A 14844-nucleotide genomic window follows, 5' to 3' on the forward strand; every position below is an offset into this window, starting at 1 on the left:
CATCCGGGAGTCGACACGGAACACGCGCGCGCGACCGGTTCAGCCGAGTATCGGCACACTGTCCCGTCAGCGCTCGCTTCCCACACTCCCTGCGATTGACTATCGTGCCTGCTCGCTTCCTACCTGCGGGACCGCATGAGTCGTAATACCTGGTTGTGGGCCGCGGGCGTTCTGATTGTCGCCGCGCTGGCCGCGATGTTCTTTTTCGCATCGAAAACTTCCGGTCTGCCAGAAGGCCCCGCACCGACGCCGTTCGGCTGGACCGCACAGCTGCAGCTCGTGGCCGGCGATGGCGTGCGCGGGATGCGCAACGGGCCGGTCGCGCAGGTGCGTTTCGACGATCCCTATGGTGTCGCGATCACCGAAGACGGCACGCTGTACGTGGCCGATGCCGGCGACAACAACCGCATCCGCAGGATCGGCAGCGACGGTGTGGTCACCACGCTGGCCGGCTTCGCCGAAGGTTTCGCCGATGGCGACGGCACCGCGGCGCGATTCAACACGCCTTCCGGCCTGGCGTTGGACCGCGCGGGCAATCTGTATGTGGCCGATACCGGCAATCACGCCATCCGCAAGGTCACGCCGCTGGGCATGGTCAGCACGGTGGCGGGCACCGGGGTCGCCGGGTTCCGCGATGGCGCCGGGACGCAGGCGCAGTTCAACGGCCCCATCGGCGTGGCGGTGGATGCGCATGGCAATGTCTACGTTGCCGACACCTACAACGACCGCATCCGCAGGATCGACCCGCACGGACAGGTCAGCACCCTGGCCGGCGGCGACCGGCCGGGCAATCTGGATGGCGTTGGCGCCGCCGCACGCTTCGATACACCCACCGCGTTGGTGGTGGATGCGCAGGGCATCGTTTGGGTCGCCGACACCCGCAATAACGCCATTCGCCGCGTCGCGCCCGATGGCACGGTGGTGACGCCGTACTACGCCGGACAAGATGCGCTGTACCGACCGATGAGTCTGGCGCGGACCCACGACGGTCTGCTCTACGTGGGCGAAATGTCATCGGGGCGGGTGATCCAGCTGTCACATGACGGACAGCCGCACGTGTTGACCGGTGCCACCCAGGCGCAGCGGCTCTCGCGTCCGACCGGTCTGGTCCTCGACGCCAAGGGCGCGCTGCTGGTCGCCGATGCCGGCAGCCATCGCCTCCACCGCATCGCGGCCGTGGATGCGGCGACCGGCATGACTGCGCCGACGCTGGGCGCGGTGGGTCCCGCGCCGAACGATCCGCTGCCCATCACCGGTGGACGCTGGCCGCTGCATCCGCAGGACGGTTGGCACGAAGTGGTCGGCACGCTGGGCGAAGTGCGCGGCAACTACGACAACGAAAGCCGCGACCATCTGCACGGCGGGTTGGACATCCGCGGCGACGTGGGCGCGCAGGTGCTGGCGATCGCCGACGGCAAGGTCAGCAGCCCGTCCGGCGCCTGGGGACTGGAAGAACTGGGCGAAGGCATCGCGATCGACGGTCTCAGCTACCTCCACATGCGGGTGGGACGCGATGCGCGCGGGGTGGCGTCCGATCCGCGCTTCCAATTGCTGCGCGATGAAGCCGGCGAACCCGAACGCATACGCGTGCTGCGCGGCACGCGCTTCAAGGCGGGCGAAGTGCTGGGCACCCTCAACCGCATGGCGCATGTGCACCTCAGCGTGGGCGCGAACGGTTTCGAGCGCAACGCGGTGGCGCTGGGCTTCAGCGGATACGCCGACCACTATTCGCCGCGCATCGAAAGCATCGAACTGTTCGACGCCAGCGAACGACCGCTGGCCAAGCGGGCCGATGGCCGCGTGCTGGTGCCGCGCGGTATGGACGTGCAGATCGTGGTGGACGCCTGGGACCAAGTGGATCGCAATCTGCCGAGACGGCGCTTGGGCCTGCACGCCGTGGGCTACCAGCTACTGCGCGCCGACGGCACGCCGCCGCCGGGCTACGAAACGCCGCGCATGAACATCGAATTCAATCGCATGCCCGCCGACGGCGGTGCGGTGAAGGTAGCCTATGCGCCAGGCAGCGGCATCACCGTGCACGGCAGCGCGGCGACGCATTTCAAATACGTGGTCAGCAACACCGTGCGCGACGGTGAGCTCGTCGCCGGCGCCTGGCGACCGGACGGCCTACCTGCTGGCGACTACACGCTGCGCATCACGGCGCGCGACTATGTTGGCAACGTGGCCAGTTCTGGGCGCGATCTTAAAGTGGCGCTGGAATAGTGGGATCGCCGTGAGTCGGAAGCCATCAGGGCCCTGAGACTGGCATCATTGCCCCATGCCTTTGACCCTGAGCCACCTGCGCCGTTACGCCATCGCCCGTTCGCTGTTCAAGCCGACCACGCTGATGCGGGCCATCGAAAAACTCGGCTTCGTCCAGGCCGACCCGATCCGTGCGCCGGCGCGGGCGCAGGACCTGACCTTGCGCCATCGCGTGGTTGGCTACCGTGCCGGTGATCTGGAACGGCGCTATCCGCGGCTGGCTCTGGAAGAGGATTTCTTCGTCAACTACGGTTTCCTGCCGCGCGCCCACCACGCGCTGATGCATCCGCGCATCGCGCGCCAGACCTGGACGCCGGCGCGCTGGAAGCAGGCGCGGGCGGTGCGCGAGTTCATCGCCGAACGCGGTGCGATGCATCCGCGCGAAGTGGACGCGCACTTCGCTCATGGCAAGACCACCAACTGGTTCGGCGGCTCCTCCAACGCCAGCACCCAGCTGCTGGACGGCATGCACTACCGCGGCCTGTTGCGAGTGGCGCGGCGCGACGGCGGTACCCGCGTCTACGCCGTGCGCGAAGACGCCGCGCCGGTGGACAAGGCCGATATCGACGCGCGCCTGGATGCGTTGATCGATCTGATCGTAGAGAAATACGCACCGCTGCCCGATGCCAGTCTGGGCCAGTTGGTGAGCTATCTGGGCAGTGGCGTGCCGCAATGGAACGCCGCGCGTAAACCGGCGCTGTTGCGCGCGCGGCAACGTCTGCAGCGCGCGCGCGTGGAAGGCGTGGATTGGCTATGGCCTGTGGACGAGCGCGCGCAGAGCCGGCGCTGGAAGCTCGACGAGCAAGTGCGCCTACTGACGCCGTTCGATCCGGTGGTATGGGACCGCCGCCGTTTCCAGCTGTTCTGGGAGTGGGCTTACCGCTTCGAGGCCTATACGCCCGCACCCAAACGCAAGCTGGGCTACTACGCGCTTCCGCTATTGTGGCGCGATCGCGTGATCGGTTGGGGCAATCTGTCGGTGGCCGAAGGCGTGTTGCGACCGCAGCTGCACTACGTCGATGGCCATGCGCCGCAAGAGGCGGCATTCGATCGGGCGCTGGAAGCAGAACTGGTACGGATGCGGGTGTTCTTGGGGTTGGGATGAAGACATTGGATTGACGGGCCTCCCAGGCGGCTCCCACAATCCGCGCTACACCCCATTTTGGGGTCTAATCGTAGTTGGGCGGCAATGAGAGCTAATCGAGATGTTTACCAATCCTGGATTAGCGGCAAGGCTGTCGCTTTCACATGGATTGGGGCGCTTCTTTTTCCGCTTGTCCCGTATACGTCGCCTGGCCAGAAAATGTTCTGGATATGTGCAGCTGCTGGCGCAGTTCTTATTTGGAGCGTAATTGATGGTTTCAGGGCAAAGCGCGCTGGGATTGTTTCAGGCTTCATCGCCAAAGCCGTGGTACCTCTTATTCTGTTTGCGCTTTCTGCAACTTGGGTGGGCTGGAGGTTACTTGCCACCTAACAATTCATTCAAGCCGAGCCCGCTTCGCGGTCTCGGCAAACTTCGGCCGTTTCGTAGCGGGTCGGCTTAATTCAGGCGTTAGATGGCATGAGAAATAGCGTCGCAACCCTATTGATCGTTTTCTTTTCCTTCTTTGCCGTGGCAAGCTTTGGCCTGCTCGGTGGCATCGTTAAACAGCGACAGGCTTTAGGGATGGGAGTAGAGCTTGCGCAAACTACTATGATTCATGACGACAAGCTTCGCATCGTCCTCAACCGCATCGACGATTTCGGCAAGTATAGAAATGTCTCCGAAAAGATAATTACCGGTCGGACCGGCACCCTGAAGGGTATCGCAGGACTTTCCGAAATCTTGCACACCAATATCGGTTACTTCTGTCTCGGCCTATTGCTCAGCCTGTCTGGAGTTCTCGCCACGGGCTTCGCCATGTACTTTCGTCTGCGGTCCTGCATGCAACAGCTCGCTCGTGCAGATGGCCCGGTTACCATCTAACAATTCATTCAAACCGAACCCGCTTCGCGGGTCGGCTTAATTCAGGCGTTAGGGCTCACGGGGAAGTTCATGGCTACTGCTCTTTTGCTAACGGCTTTGGTACTGCCAGTCGTTCTGTTCTGGCTGCTAAGGTCACGTACCCGTTTGAACGGCCTAGTTGCTGCAGGTATTGCGGTTGCGGCCGGCTGGGCACTCAACTTTGCCTGGGCTTCTGTCGCCCATGAATCCATTCCCCTTGCTGTCCGCTTCGGCTGGGTCTGCCCCGCAGTCCTAGTACTTCTCACTTGGCTCGTCTTGCGGTTCATGAGCCGCCGCACCGCGTGAGCCCTAACAGTTCATTCAAGCCGAAACCGCTTCGCGGTTCGGCTGTGTCAGGCGTTAGGCCTCACACAGCCATTCTCGTATAACCTGGCAGTGACGAAATCCCGTTTCTTACATTCGTCTCTTGCGTAACCCGGACGTAGGGCGAGCTCCTGTAGGCGCACTCAGTTTCAAATACTACGTAGCCGTTTGGGTCAAACAGCGCGCCTGGAAACAATTGGAGATTGTTGTACCAAGACCCTTCCCAGTGATAAAGCGCATGTTTTGCACCGACTCCCCAGAGTCGATTCAGTTGTCTGCCAGAAAATCCTAATTTTGTGTTAGTTTTCATATGCTTATTCCTCTCGATTGTCATGCCCGCATTGCCATGACAACTTTTTGAGGGCCTTGTCTCAACCGTTCGTCGGCTGCGGCCTAACAATTCATTCAAGCCGAAGCCGCTTCGCGGGTCGGCTGTGTCAGGCGTCGGACCTCAGGAGAAAACCATGCGGCAGTCCCTCAAAAGCATCGCGGCTGGAGTTGTATCAGGCGGACTCACTTATACCGTATCCCTCTACACGCTCGGCTTCACCACTGCCTTTGCCATGCCGCGGGGCTTTCCTCTCGCACTCTGGCAGGCAACGGTGGTCTTTGGCCTAGGCGCAATGCTTGTGGCATTGCTCATTCATTTCCTCGCAATCCGGGTGCTTACCGCCAAAACTCTTCCTGCTTTCATTGGATTTGCGACAACGGGAATTTTTGCCTTGGCGGCGACAGGCCTACTGACCCATGGCGGTAGCGCCCTAGCGGCGTGGCTAATCGGCGCTTTGCTGGCTTCGGTGGCCTACAGCCAACTGAGATCTAATTCATTCAAGCCGAATCCACTTCACAGGTCGGCTTAATTCGGGCGTTAGACCCTGGTGGGGCAATGTCGATAGCGACAGATTGGATAACACTTCATGGCAGTTGCCATTGCGGTGAACTGCGCGTCGACTTTTCCACTGGCTTAGACCCAGCAAATATCACACCGCGCGCATGCGATTGCATGTTCTGCCGGAAGCACGGTGCAGCTTACATCTCGGACCCCGCCGGGAGCTTGTCTGTGTCTTCGAGCCAAGGCGCAGTGCGTAAGTATCGACAGGGGTCAAACGCCGCCGATTTTTTGATCTGTGCGCACTGCGGCGTGCTTGTTGCGGTCACCTATGAGTACAACTCCCGCATTTACGGCGCAGTGAATATCGGCTGCTTGGATGGGCATAATGGACTCGGGAGCTCCACTCCAGCTTCCCCTCAAACCTTGAGTCAGGATGAGAAGATCTCCAGGTGGTTACAGCTGTGGGTTCCAGACGTACAGATGGTCACGTCTGGCGCCTAACAATTCATTCAAGCCGAAGCTGCGCCGTGGGTCGGCTTAGCTCAGGCGTTGGCCCTTGCTCTCTTATCGGAAAACCTTATGACTCGTGGGAACTTAGTCGGCGGCGTCACATTCTTGCTCGTCGCTTTCGGCGTTCCTTGGGTAGGGTGGCTCTTTGTTCAAGACGAGCGGCTGAGTCTATGGTTCTTCCCTCTGTTCGCCAGTGTCGCGGGATTTGCCGCCTCCTTCGCGGAGGGTGGCAAGAAAGGTCTCAAGATGTTTTCGCGTCGCGTTTTCAGAACGCTCGGTGCATTACGTTATGTATTGGTTGCGACTTTGGTCCCGCTGTTGCTGGGCCTGAGCTATCTGCTGGTCACGGGTGTATCGCTTTCGAGCATCGTCTTGTCTCCGGCGGCCGTACTGGGGTTGTCGCTAGGCGCGGCTCTGATCACAGGACCGCTTGCGGAGGAGTTCGGGTGGCGCGGATATCTGCAGCACGCATTTCTTGGTCGCTTGGCTCCGTTCTGGGCCGCGCTGGCCGTCGGTGGCATCTGGTGGGCGTGGCATATCGCGTTGTACCGAAACTCAGTATTCACCTCCGCTGCCTCGGCACTGAATTTCCTGGCTTATCTAGAGACGTGGTCGATCTTCATGGTCTTCTTGGTGCAGCGTGCCGGCGGCTCCGTATGGCCTGCGGTGGCGTTCCACTGGGCGGCAAATACGCATCCGGGAATTCTGCAAGCGCTCTTGCCCTCCGTTGACGGCAGCTTTCTTCCGGGCGGATCGAAGGGGTCGCTGTTTTACCTTGGAGTCGCCTGTGCGTTCGCGCTACTCAACCACCGGTTCTTTTTCGACAAGCAGGCCAGCGGTGTCGCACTTCACGCAACGGCCAGCAATTCATTCAAACCAAAGCCGCTTCGCGACTCGGCTTAACTCAGGCGTCGGGGCTTCCAAGATTTGTCCTTCTTAATACGGAGCAAACACATGAAGAAAACCTATCACGGCAGTTGCCACTGCGGCGCAGTACGTTACGAGGCGGATATCGATCTGAGCACCGGAACGGGAAAATGCAACTGCTCAATTTGTACGAAGACGCGGAACTGGAGCGTCATCGTCAAACCAAATGATTTTCGCCTGATTTCTGGTGAGTCCGATCTGAGCGACTATCAGTTTGGAACAAAGAGCGGACATCACTTATTCTGCAAGCATTGCGGCGTTCGCTCTTTCGGACGCGGATATATCGAGCAAATCGGTGGAGACTACGTCTCTATCCAGCTGAGCACACTCGATGATGCGCCGCCTGACGAACTCCTGCAAGCAGCTGTTCGGTTCGCCAATGGGCGGGACAACAGCTGGTGGACGGAGCCCACAGAGACGCGGCATCTATAGGCTGTGCCACCAAAACTTGTCCGTACAAAATTGCCGCGGCACATGATTCTCTACTTTTCCTTCATGCGGACTCTGCCGTCCGCTCAAGTCAAACAGGAAGCTTTATGGAGGATTTCATGCGAAATCTAGCGCCAGACATAACTAGGCAGCGCTTGCTGATCGAGGGTTTCTATACTATTGCTGTGGATCACGTATCGGTTGAAGGATACTTGACCGGCGTAGCGGCGCATTTGAGTCTGCGCACCTACGGGACACCGATCATCCACTCCCCCGCGGGTGAGGGAAAGCTGGAGAACGCTGGCTTTGATGCCTTCATTCCGCTGATCGATTCCGGGATTTCGCTTTATGTCTGGTCGGAGCGCAAGTTTTTTGCGGCGGTCCTGTTTACCTGCAAAGCATTTGATGTCCGCCAAGCACTCGAGTTCACGCAGCATCACTTCGGCGCTTCGAAACTTGAGCATCGAGCGTTCTAATTGTTCACAGGTTGCCATTGGTAAGGCCTAACAGTTCGTTCGAACCGAACTCGCTTCGCGGGTCGGCCTAGTTCAGGCGTAGGCGATAATCGAGCATTGGAGGTGTTTGTGTGCAGAAATATTAAGACGTTGTACAACTTCGACCCTCCAGCAACTGGAGATGAGATCCGAGCCTCCGCATTGCAATTCGTTCGAAAATTGAGCGGATTCAATGCGCCATCGAAAGCCAATGAAACAGCGTTCAATGAGGCGGTGAAGCAAGTTACTCTGGCTGCGACAACGCTCATTGATTCGCTCACCACGTTCACGCCACCAAAGAACCGAGAAGTCGAACGCAATAAGGCTGCGAGCCTTTCAGCTAAGCGCTTCGGCGTGAAAGACCTACCCAGCAAATCGTTTAAGCCGAAGCCGCTTCGCGGCTCGGCTTAGTACAGGTGTAGGGATCATGAGAAAGATTGCTGCATTCTTAGTCCTTTTGGCGGCATCAGGATCCGCCCAGTCCACCGACTGCCCCACCACGGAACTAGGACTTGCTGGGACATGGAGCAGGACCAGCGATTCCGGTTTCTTCGAGGAGTTCTCCCTTGAAAGTGCAGCAGGTTCTCGCACCTTCAATTCTTGGCTTGGCCAAAGACCTGAAATATCCGATGCGACCTGGAGCCTGGAAGGCTGCCAATTAGTCGTTACGCCGCAGCACGGACAGTTCGGCCGCTTTCGGTTTAAAGTTATCGGTCTCAAGCACGGCAAGCTGCGTTTGTATGATGTGCTGGATCGCGTTGAGTCGATTTATGTGCGCTCGTCGGATGAGCCATAGCAATTCATTCAAGCCGAACCCGCTTCGCGGGGAGGCTGTGTCAGATGTTAGGCGTCGGGTTCGGAGCGCTACTGACATAGCAGTGTCAGGAGAAATTCTTCAATATGATGATTCTGTTCTTGCCGCCCTCCGCTATACGGAGACTTGACATAGGAGCCCGCACGTGCCGTATCGGGGACCGTCATTGCGAGCCTAGGTGGCTGTTCTGTCGCGGTCCAGAAGTCACGGCCCGAGACCCGAAAAGAAAAGGCAGCCGCAGCCGCCTCTCCGTTTTCTCGAGAATGGCTTGTCAGGCCGGCCACAACCACCAGAACGCCAGCGCGCTGACGACGCCGTAGATCAAGGCGTCCAGCAGATCCTTGATCACGCTGACCCACGGCTTTCCCATCCAGATGCCGGACTGCACGCTGCCGCCCGCATAGGTGAGGAAGGTGATCAGGCCGACCAGATGCCCAGCGTAGTGGGCGTTGCCGGGCAGGCCATAGACCTGCAGCGCGATGGCGCCGGCGGCGATGGCGATCACCAGGTTGAAGAGGAACCAGCGGATCAGCATGCCGCCCATCTTCGGTGGGCCGCTCTTGATCACAGTAAGCATGCCGATCGGGCCGTCCACGTATTTCTTCATCATGGCTTCTTCCCGCATGGCTTTCATGTCCGTGCAGTGAGGAATGCCGTACTGTCCGGGCGCGGGTGCGCCTTTGCGCAGGACAGCCTGCACTTCGTCTTCGTTGGCCAGCTTCTTGTAGTCGCTGTTATGCCACTTGAAGACCATGTGGATCAGGCTGCTGGCGATGTAGACCAGGACCGCTGCTACCAGGATGGGCAGCCAGAGTTGCGGCAAAGCGTTCATGACGGGGCTCCTTCGGAGTTTGGGTGATGGCGCGCAATGGATAGAGCGGGCGGAACCAAACGCGGGTGAAGCGGGTGACGATGGCTGTGGGAGCGCCGAGGCATCTTACTCCCGAAGGCCATGGCGAGAAGGCGGCAGAGAGGCAGAGAACCCAAAGAACCATTCGTCGAATATGCGACGATAGTGTTGTAATGAGACAAATATCTCATTAAGCTGTCCTCCTCACCCATCCCCAGGATTCCCCGACCATGAGCCTTAGCCGCACCCGGATGGACCAGAAGCTCGACGAACACTTCGGTTTCGAGGCCCGCGACGACGTGGCGGGCGTGCTGGCCACGCTTGCGCCGGACGTCGAGCACGACATCGTCGGCTCGCCGACCGGTCCGACCCATGGTCCCGAATCCGCCCGAGGCTTCTATCAACAACTTTTCGCCGACTTGTCCGACGGCAAAGTGCAAAGCCTGCGTCGCTTGTACGGCGAGGACTTCCTGGTCGACGAATCGATGTGGCGCGGCCGCGCGCCGGGCCGTCCGTTCGGATTGGAAGGGCGCGACCGCCCTCTCGAGTTCCGCCTGCTGCATGTCATCGAGTTCGCCGATGCCGGCGACATCAAACGCGAGCAGGTATGGCTGGATATGTCCGCCATCCTCCAACAACTGCCGCAGAACTGAAGCGATGAGCGATACGTCCGCGGGCCGGCCCAACCAGCGCCGGCGCACGCGCAAGGATCTGTTGCAGGCCGCCACCCGTCTGGTCAGGCAGGGCCGCAAACCGAGTCTGGAGGAAATCGCCGAAGAGGCGATGGTCTCGCGCGCCACTGCCTACCGCTATTTTCCGAAAGTGGACGCCTTGTTGCTGGAAGCCGCCCTGGACGTCGCCACTCCCGATGCAGATGCGCTGTTCGAGCATGCTCCGAAGGAGGATGCCGTCGCCCGGGTGGAATGGGTGGACGACGCCTTGCACGAGATGGTGCTGGCCAACGAGGCGCAGCTACGGATGATGCTGGCGCATTCGCTGCAACGCGGTATCGGCGACGGCAGCGACGATGCCGTTCCTGCCCGCCAGAATCGTCGCACGCCGTTGATCGAAGCTGCGCTGGCGCCGGTGCGCAAGCAGTTCAAGCCGGCAGCATTGAAGCAATTGACGCGCGCCCTGGCGCTGGTCATCGGCACCGAAGCCATGGTGGTTTGCAAGGATGTTCTGCAGCTCGATGACGCGGAGGCGCGAAAGGCGAAGCGCTGGGCGATCCGCGCGATGGTCGAAGCGGCGCGCAAATCGGACGCGGCTTAGATGCAGTGGACGAGCCGGTAGCGAGGGTGCTGAGAACGCCGCGTGGATGCGACGCTGTCGAAATCCGCGCCCCTGGTACGTCGTACTCAGGACCGACCTAGCAAAAACCCACAAGCAGCCAGGAGACCTGACGTGAATCAGATGCCGGATCCATTCCTGCAAATATTGGAATCGTACAAGGCCGCCGTACTCGCCAAGGACGTCGAAGCGTTCCTGGCCCTGTACGACGACGAAGTGCACGTGTTCGATCTGTGGGGCTCCTGGTCGCTCCACGGTATCGAAGCGTGGCGAAGCATGGCGGTGGAGTGGTTCACCTCGGTCGGCGACGACCGGGTCATCGTCGAGATCGACCGAGCCAGTTCGACCTGCGTCGGCGAACTGGCCATCGGCCACGCCTTCCTGACCTACACGGCGGTGTCCGCCGAGGGCGTCAAGCTACGCTCGCTCGACAACCGCATCACCGCGGCGCTGAGAAAGGTGGCGGGAGTCTGGAAAATATTCCATGAACACACCTCAGTGCCGATCGAGCATGCCTCCGCAAAAGCCATATTGCGTCGCGAGATCTCATAGGGCGGGCTCAAGCCCGCCGCATGGACCCAAGATGCGCGATTCCCGACCGCTTGGCCGGGCCCCAGCCTACGCAGCCCGACCGTACTCCAGCACCACCAGTCCGCCTGCGTACGACTGGGCGCTCAACAGTTTCAATTTACGTTCCCCCAGATCAGTAGGAGTGAAGGAGCGGCCATCGCCGATCAGTACCGGCACCAGCCGCAGACGCAACACGTCCACCTCGCCCGCGCGCAGCAGCGCATCGGCCAAGGTCAGGCTGCCCCACACGATCAGATCGCCATGAATGCGCGCGCGCAGCGCACGCATCGCTTCCACGCCGTCGCCTCTCAGTATTTCGACTGGGCGTCCATCGCCCCACGGCGCCGATTGCAGCGTGGAAGAAACGACGAACTTGGGCAGCGCATTGATAGGCGCCGCCACCGGCTCGGCCTGCGCTTCGGTGGTGGGCCAGTAGTCGGCGAACATGCGGTAGGTCGTCGCGCCGAACACGATGGCGCCCACGCTGGCCAGCATTCGCAGCTGCTCGGGGTCGGCGTCGTTGAGCTGGCGCGCGGAAGAGAAGAAGCCGATGCCGCCGTCCGCATCCGCGGCGTAGCCGTCGACGCTGAGGATCTGTTCCACGATGAGTTTGCCCATGTCCGCTCCGCTGCGTTGCTGGAGAATTCGGATGCGTCTGGCGACGCGTCCGCAAGACCGGTGATTCTGCCGGTCTCCTTCAACCGACGAACGGGAGCGCACGAAACAGACAGGCCAGCGCCACTGGCGAAAACTGTTGCGGGGCTTAGTCTTGGCGGGCGCCCGGTTCCACTTCCGGATCGTTGCGCTCCTCGCCGGATCGCTTCCCTGGTTGCTCTCCCACCTCGTGCGTCGGCTCGAGGGTCGCATCGGGTTCGGAGGGATCCAGTTCCGGGGGAAGAGGGTTCTTGGTGCTCATGTTCGTACTCCATCGAAATCAGACCACTCCGTTCTCTTACCCGTATTCGTATCATCCCAGCGTGAAGAAAGGCCTATGAGCGGAAAGGCAGAGCGTACAGCTGAGGTTGAATTCCGCGGCTCACCACAGCCGGAAGCTGTGGCAGTCTGTCGCCCTACCCATGCAATGTGTCCAAGATGAAACAAACGCAACTCTCCGGCCGCTGCGCCTGCGGTCAGGTCGTGTTCCAGGCGATGACGGAAACCGCGTGCGCGGTCTGCTATTGCGAAACCTGCAGGCGCGCATCGGGTTCCTGGGGTATGGCCTGGGTCGACGCAATTCGTTCTTCGCTCGTTATCCATGGCCCGGTATCGCGCTGGAGATCTTCCTCGCACGCGTACCGCCACTTCTGCGGTGTTTGCGGCACGCAGCTGCTGTTGTTGGAAGACGAGGGAGAGAACGTCGTCGAGATCGCGGTCGGCTCGCTGGACCAGCAGCACCTGATCAGCGTCGACCATGAGAGCTATCTCGCCAGCCGCCCTGACTGGGCCAGTGCAATGATGAAGTGAGGGGCACCGACGCCAGATCGGTGCAAAAAAAGCGTCGCTTCGGTCGCCTTCTTCTTTTATCGTGCATATTGACTAATCCTGGAGGGGGATCGGCAGTCGTGGCGGCGGCAACGGGCCATGCCCCATTTAGGCGTTGCATTTCTCATGTCAGCAAATAAGGGGATGATTGTGAAAGACAAAATATTGACTGCTTTGTTGTTTTCTGTAGCTGCAATTCAGCCCGTACAAGCTCAGGATGCACAAGAAGTAACGCCACAAGCGAATTCGCAGGAAGCAAGCTCGCAAGAATCTCCGGACGCTGCCGTCGCGGAAACCTATTCCGCACCGCTAGATTCCGCGCTAGTCCTGCCCAAGCTCAATATCACCTGGGACTGTGGCGATTGCGAACATAACGACAAGGTTCCGCCGCTGATCGAGCAGGCCTACATCGCAGAGGCGAAGAAGCACTCGTTGGCGATCTCCGAGACGGAGATCGCGGAAGTGGCGATTACGGACATTCGCCAGCGGCCGCCGGGTGTGCGGATTATGTTCGGAATCATGGCCGGCAAGGACAGGCTAGGCGTTCGCATTCGCTACTTGGACCAGGAACACATGGTTTCCCACACTTCGGCCAACGCAATTATGGGCCTCAACCATCTGTCCGAGTCTGTTGGTCAGAAGACGTATGTCGAGCTGGCTACGGTAAAGTCCGCGGAATAGATCCAGCAACTCCAAAGCCGAACCCACTTCGTGGGTCAGACTGATTCAGGAATTACTCGGCATGAGAACCCTGCTTTGCTTAATCCTGGTTACTTCGAATGCTTTCTCGGAGGAGGCAAACATTCCAGCAAAGGAAGTCTCACTGGCGGGAGTCTTCGTTGGAGACTCCATCGCTCTGGTCAAAGAGAAGCTTGGTGAGCCGGCGCATGAAACAGAAGCTTCGGATTTCCTGAACCTTCACTACGATTATCCGAACGTCGGAGTTTCATTTAGCGATGTCGTGGTCGCAGGCCTTTATAGCGACAGGCCAGACGGTTGCACACCCAGGCAGCTGTGTCCTGGTGATCGGTTGGATAGAATGCGTTCCCTATATGGAAGGCCGATAGTTTCGGATCGCGAGACTGGGCGATTCTATGAGTACTACGGGCACGATTTGTATTGCTGGCTCCAAATGGATGCAAAGCAGGACAAGATCGTTTCAATAAGAGTGGAATGCCAGCCATGAGCATGCCGTCCAACAGACCCCCTGATAGACGCGCTAGCTATCTGCTCACGCTACGGAGCATCACATGTACACAAAGACGCTTTACGCGGGATGGGCCGATATGGACTTCAACTCGCATATGAAGAACACGGCGTATCTGGACAAGAGCGCCGACGTACGACAGATGTTTCTGATGGAGAACGGCTTCCCCATGGAAGAGTTCGTGCGGCTCAGGATAGGTCCGGTGGTCATGAAGGACGAGGTGGAATATTTCAGCGAAGTCGGGTTGCAGCAGCAGATCACCGTGACCTACGCGCTCGCCGGCCACGCACCGGACGGCAGCCGCTTTCTGCTCAGGCACGAAATCTTCAGGCCGGATGGAAAACTCAGCGCCCGCGTCACCAGCACGGGCGGATGGCTCAACCTGGCCGAGCGCAAGCTCATGGTGCCGCCGCCGACGCTACTCTCCGCCATGAATCTGCTGGAGAAGACGAGCGATTTCGTTGTCCTGCCCTCCAGCATAAAGACGCGCGCCCATAGTTCGTAGGATTCGAACCGATGATCCACCGACTCTTCGTGTACGGAACGCTTGCCCCAGGCCGGCCCAACGCGCACGTCCTGGCCGACGTTCCGGGACAGTGGCAACCCGCGACCGTCACTGGAACCTTGCGTCAGGAAGGCTGGGGTGCGGAGGTGGGCTATCCGGGAATCGTTTTGGATGAGCACGGTAGCGAAGTCGAAGGCTTTCTCTTCAGCTCGGAGCAGCTGGCCGAGTGCTGGGCCAGACTCGATGCGTTCGAAGGCGAAGGCTATGCACGCGTGTTAACCCCGGTACGGCTCGGCGACGGCACCGTGGTGGACGCTTACATTTACAGCCTCAGCGGAAACTGACCGCCGCACCGCCCCGAGAG

21 protein-coding genes are annotated in these 14844 nt (G+C 59.9%); 18 read left to right on the plus strand and 3 right to left on the minus strand.

What is annotated here, in order from left to right; all coding sequences use genetic code 11:
• Window positions 1-135 precede the first annotated feature (135 nt).
• The 10 genes from AC1DTQ_RS07925 to AC1DTQ_RS07970 all read left to right on the plus strand — a co-directional run bounded on the left by AC1DTQ_RS07925 (window position 136) and on the right by AC1DTQ_RS07970 (window position 8558).
• Window positions 136-2223 carry a gluconolaconase gene (locus AC1DTQ_RS07925; protein WP_477848968.1) on the plus strand — a complete coding sequence of 696 codons (2088 nt, stop codon included), beginning with the start codon at window positions 136-138 and terminating at the stop codon, window positions 2221-2223.
• 55 nt (window positions 2224-2278) lie between these two features.
• Complete coding sequence (locus AC1DTQ_RS07930; protein ID WP_477848969.1) at window positions 2279-3367, plus strand: DNA glycosylase AlkZ-like family protein; 1089 nt, start codon at window positions 2279-2281, stop codon at window positions 3365-3367.
• A gap of 456 nt (window positions 3368-3823) precedes the next feature.
• Entirely contained in the window at window positions 3824-4228 is a 405-nt protein-coding gene (locus AC1DTQ_RS07935) for a hypothetical protein (protein ID WP_477848970.1), read from the plus strand.
• 806 nt (window positions 4229-5034) lie between these two features.
• Window positions 5035-5430, plus strand: a complete 396-nt coding sequence (locus AC1DTQ_RS07940) for a hypothetical protein (RefSeq protein ID WP_477848971.1) — start codon at window positions 5035-5037, stop codon at window positions 5428-5430.
• A gap of 26 nt (window positions 5431-5456) precedes the next feature.
• Window positions 5457-5903 carry a GFA family protein gene (locus tag AC1DTQ_RS07945; RefSeq protein ID WP_477848972.1) on the plus strand — a complete coding sequence of 149 codons (447 nt, stop codon included), beginning with the start codon at window positions 5457-5459 and terminating at the stop codon, window positions 5901-5903.
• A 78-nt stretch (window positions 5904-5981) separates the two neighbouring features.
• Window positions 5982-6815 (plus strand): lysostaphin resistance A-like protein, encoded by an 834-nt coding sequence (locus AC1DTQ_RS07950; protein ID WP_477848973.1) that lies wholly within the window; start codon window positions 5982-5984, stop codon window positions 6813-6815.
• 51 nt (window positions 6816-6866) lie between these two features.
• Window positions 6867-7271 (plus strand): GFA family protein, encoded by a 405-nt coding sequence (locus AC1DTQ_RS07955; RefSeq protein WP_477848974.1) that lies wholly within the window; start codon window positions 6867-6869, stop codon window positions 7269-7271.
• Window positions 7272-7375: 104 nt separating this feature from the next.
• Entirely contained in the window at window positions 7376-7744 is a 369-nt protein-coding gene (locus AC1DTQ_RS07960) for an S-adenosylmethionine decarboxylase (RefSeq protein WP_477848975.1), read from the plus strand.
• A 108-nt stretch (window positions 7745-7852) separates the two neighbouring features.
• Window positions 7853-8173 (plus strand): DUF2277 domain-containing protein, encoded by a 321-nt coding sequence (locus AC1DTQ_RS07965; protein ID WP_477848976.1) that lies wholly within the window; start codon window positions 7853-7855, stop codon window positions 8171-8173.
• A 16-nt stretch (window positions 8174-8189) separates the two neighbouring features.
• The gene (locus tag AC1DTQ_RS07970; RefSeq protein WP_477848977.1) at window positions 8190-8558 is read left to right on the plus strand and encodes a hypothetical protein; all 369 of its coding nucleotides are present in this window, start codon (window positions 8190-8192) and stop codon (window positions 8556-8558) included.
• Between the two features lie 289 nt (window positions 8559-8847).
• On the opposite strand, the gene AC1DTQ_RS07975 is transcribed toward AC1DTQ_RS07970, so the two are convergent.
• Window positions 8848-9408: a hypothetical protein gene (locus AC1DTQ_RS07975; RefSeq protein WP_477848978.1), complete on the minus strand. Its 561-nt coding sequence runs from the start codon at window positions 9406-9408 to the stop codon at window positions 8848-8850.
• A gap of 248 nt (window positions 9409-9656) precedes the next feature.
• Between AC1DTQ_RS07975 and AC1DTQ_RS07980 the strand changes: the two genes are divergently transcribed.
• The 3 genes from AC1DTQ_RS07980 (at window position 9657) to AC1DTQ_RS07990 (ending at window position 11268) form a co-directional block, all read left to right on the plus strand.
• Complete coding sequence (locus tag AC1DTQ_RS07980; RefSeq protein ID WP_477848979.1) at window positions 9657-10079, plus strand: ester cyclase; 423 nt, start codon at window positions 9657-9659, stop codon at window positions 10077-10079.
• Window positions 10080-10083: 4 nt separating this feature from the next.
• Complete coding sequence (locus AC1DTQ_RS07985) at window positions 10084-10698, plus strand: TetR/AcrR family transcriptional regulator (protein WP_477848980.1); 615 nt, start codon at window positions 10084-10086, stop codon at window positions 10696-10698.
• Window positions 10699-10839: 141 nt separating this feature from the next.
• Window positions 10840-11268: a YybH family protein gene (locus tag AC1DTQ_RS07990; protein WP_477849158.1), complete on the plus strand. Its 429-nt coding sequence runs from the start codon at window positions 10840-10842 to the stop codon at window positions 11266-11268.
• A 66-nt stretch (window positions 11269-11334) separates the two neighbouring features.
• Here AC1DTQ_RS07990 and AC1DTQ_RS07995 read toward each other — a convergent pair whose 3' ends face one another.
• A complete protein-coding gene (locus AC1DTQ_RS07995; RefSeq protein WP_477848981.1) occupies window positions 11335-11904 on the minus strand; it encodes a dihydrofolate reductase family protein in 570 nt (189 codons plus the stop codon).
• 145 nt (window positions 11905-12049) lie between these two features.
• The gene (locus AC1DTQ_RS08000; RefSeq protein WP_477848982.1) at window positions 12050-12202 is read right to left on the minus strand and encodes a hypothetical protein; all 153 of its coding nucleotides are present in this window, start codon (window positions 12200-12202) and stop codon (window positions 12050-12052) included.
• A gap of 176 nt (window positions 12203-12378) precedes the next feature.
• On the opposite strand from AC1DTQ_RS08000, the gene AC1DTQ_RS08005 reads away from it, so the two are divergent.
• From AC1DTQ_RS08005 to AC1DTQ_RS08025, 5 genes are all read left to right on the plus strand, one after another.
• The gene (locus AC1DTQ_RS08005; protein ID WP_477848983.1) at window positions 12379-12750 is read left to right on the plus strand and encodes a GFA family protein; all 372 of its coding nucleotides are present in this window, start codon (window positions 12379-12381) and stop codon (window positions 12748-12750) included.
• A gap of 117 nt (window positions 12751-12867) precedes the next feature.
• Window positions 12868-13449 (plus strand): hypothetical protein, encoded by a 582-nt coding sequence (locus tag AC1DTQ_RS08010; RefSeq protein WP_477848984.1) that lies wholly within the window; start codon window positions 12868-12870, stop codon window positions 13447-13449.
• A gap of 61 nt (window positions 13450-13510) precedes the next feature.
• Entirely contained in the window at window positions 13511-13954 is a 444-nt protein-coding gene (locus AC1DTQ_RS08015; protein WP_477848985.1) for a hypothetical protein, read from the plus strand.
• Window positions 13955-14018: 64 nt separating this feature from the next.
• Window positions 14019-14480, plus strand: a complete 462-nt coding sequence (locus AC1DTQ_RS08020) for a thioesterase family protein (RefSeq protein WP_477848986.1) — start codon at window positions 14019-14021, stop codon at window positions 14478-14480.
• 11 nt (window positions 14481-14491) lie between these two features.
• On the plus strand, window positions 14492-14824 hold the full coding sequence (locus AC1DTQ_RS08025) for a gamma-glutamylcyclotransferase family protein (RefSeq protein WP_477848987.1): 333 nt from the start codon (window positions 14492-14494) through the stop codon (window positions 14822-14824).
• The last annotated feature ends 20 nt before the right edge of the window (window positions 14825-14844 follow it).

It is taken from the genome of Pseudoxanthomonas sp. P4_B2, assembly GCF_056402315.1.

Excerpts from the sequence above, each read along its gene's own strand:
- AC1DTQ_RS07945 (WP_477848972.1), top strand. The coding sequence starts at position 5,457 with ATGTCGATAGCGACAGATTGGATAACACTTCATGGCAGTTGCCATTGC.
- AC1DTQ_RS08025 (WP_477848987.1), top strand. The coding sequence starts at position 14,492 with ATGATCCACCGACTCTTCGTGTACGGAACGCTTGCCCCAGGCCGGCCC.
- AC1DTQ_RS07985 (WP_477848980.1), top strand. The coding sequence starts at position 10,084 with ATGAGCGATACGTCCGCGGGCCGGCCCAACCAGCGCCGGCGCACGCGC.
- AC1DTQ_RS07990 (WP_477849158.1), top strand. The coding sequence starts at position 10,840 with ATGCCGGATCCATTCCTGCAAATATTGGAATCGTACAAGGCCGCCGTA.
- AC1DTQ_RS07960 (WP_477848975.1), top strand. The coding sequence starts at position 7,376 with ATGGAGGATTTCATGCGAAATCTAGCGCCAGACATAACTAGGCAGCGC.
- AC1DTQ_RS07935 (WP_477848970.1), top strand. The coding sequence starts at position 3,824 with ATGAGAAATAGCGTCGCAACCCTATTGATCGTTTTCTTTTCCTTCTTT.
- AC1DTQ_RS07930 (WP_477848969.1), top strand. The coding sequence starts at position 2,279 with ATGCCTTTGACCCTGAGCCACCTGCGCCGTTACGCCATCGCCCGTTCG.
- AC1DTQ_RS08000 (WP_477848982.1), bottom strand. The coding sequence starts at position 12,202 with ATGAGCACCAAGAACCCTCTTCCCCCGGAACTGGATCCCTCCGAACCC.
- AC1DTQ_RS07970 (WP_477848977.1), top strand. The coding sequence starts at position 8,190 with ATGAGAAAGATTGCTGCATTCTTAGTCCTTTTGGCGGCATCAGGATCC.
- AC1DTQ_RS07980 (WP_477848979.1), top strand. The coding sequence starts at position 9,657 with ATGAGCCTTAGCCGCACCCGGATGGACCAGAAGCTCGACGAACACTTC.
- AC1DTQ_RS08020 (WP_477848986.1), top strand. The coding sequence starts at position 14,019 with ATGTACACAAAGACGCTTTACGCGGGATGGGCCGATATGGACTTCAAC.
- AC1DTQ_RS07925 (WP_477848968.1), top strand. The coding sequence starts at position 136 with ATGAGTCGTAATACCTGGTTGTGGGCCGCGGGCGTTCTGATTGTCGCC.
- AC1DTQ_RS07995 (WP_477848981.1), bottom strand. The coding sequence starts at position 11,904 with ATGGGCAAACTCATCGTGGAACAGATCCTCAGCGTCGACGGCTACGCC.
- AC1DTQ_RS08010 (WP_477848984.1), top strand. The coding sequence starts at position 12,868 with ATGCCCCATTTAGGCGTTGCATTTCTCATGTCAGCAAATAAGGGGATG.
- AC1DTQ_RS07940 (WP_477848971.1), top strand. The coding sequence starts at position 5,035 with ATGCGGCAGTCCCTCAAAAGCATCGCGGCTGGAGTTGTATCAGGCGGA.
- AC1DTQ_RS07975 (WP_477848978.1), bottom strand. The coding sequence starts at position 9,408 with ATGAACGCTTTGCCGCAACTCTGGCTGCCCATCCTGGTAGCAGCGGTC.
- AC1DTQ_RS08005 (WP_477848983.1), top strand. The coding sequence starts at position 12,379 with ATGAAACAAACGCAACTCTCCGGCCGCTGCGCCTGCGGTCAGGTCGTG.
- AC1DTQ_RS08015 (WP_477848985.1), top strand. The coding sequence starts at position 13,511 with ATGAGAACCCTGCTTTGCTTAATCCTGGTTACTTCGAATGCTTTCTCG.
- AC1DTQ_RS07950 (WP_477848973.1), top strand. The coding sequence starts at position 5,982 with ATGACTCGTGGGAACTTAGTCGGCGGCGTCACATTCTTGCTCGTCGCT.
- AC1DTQ_RS07955 (WP_477848974.1), top strand. The coding sequence starts at position 6,867 with ATGAAGAAAACCTATCACGGCAGTTGCCACTGCGGCGCAGTACGTTAC.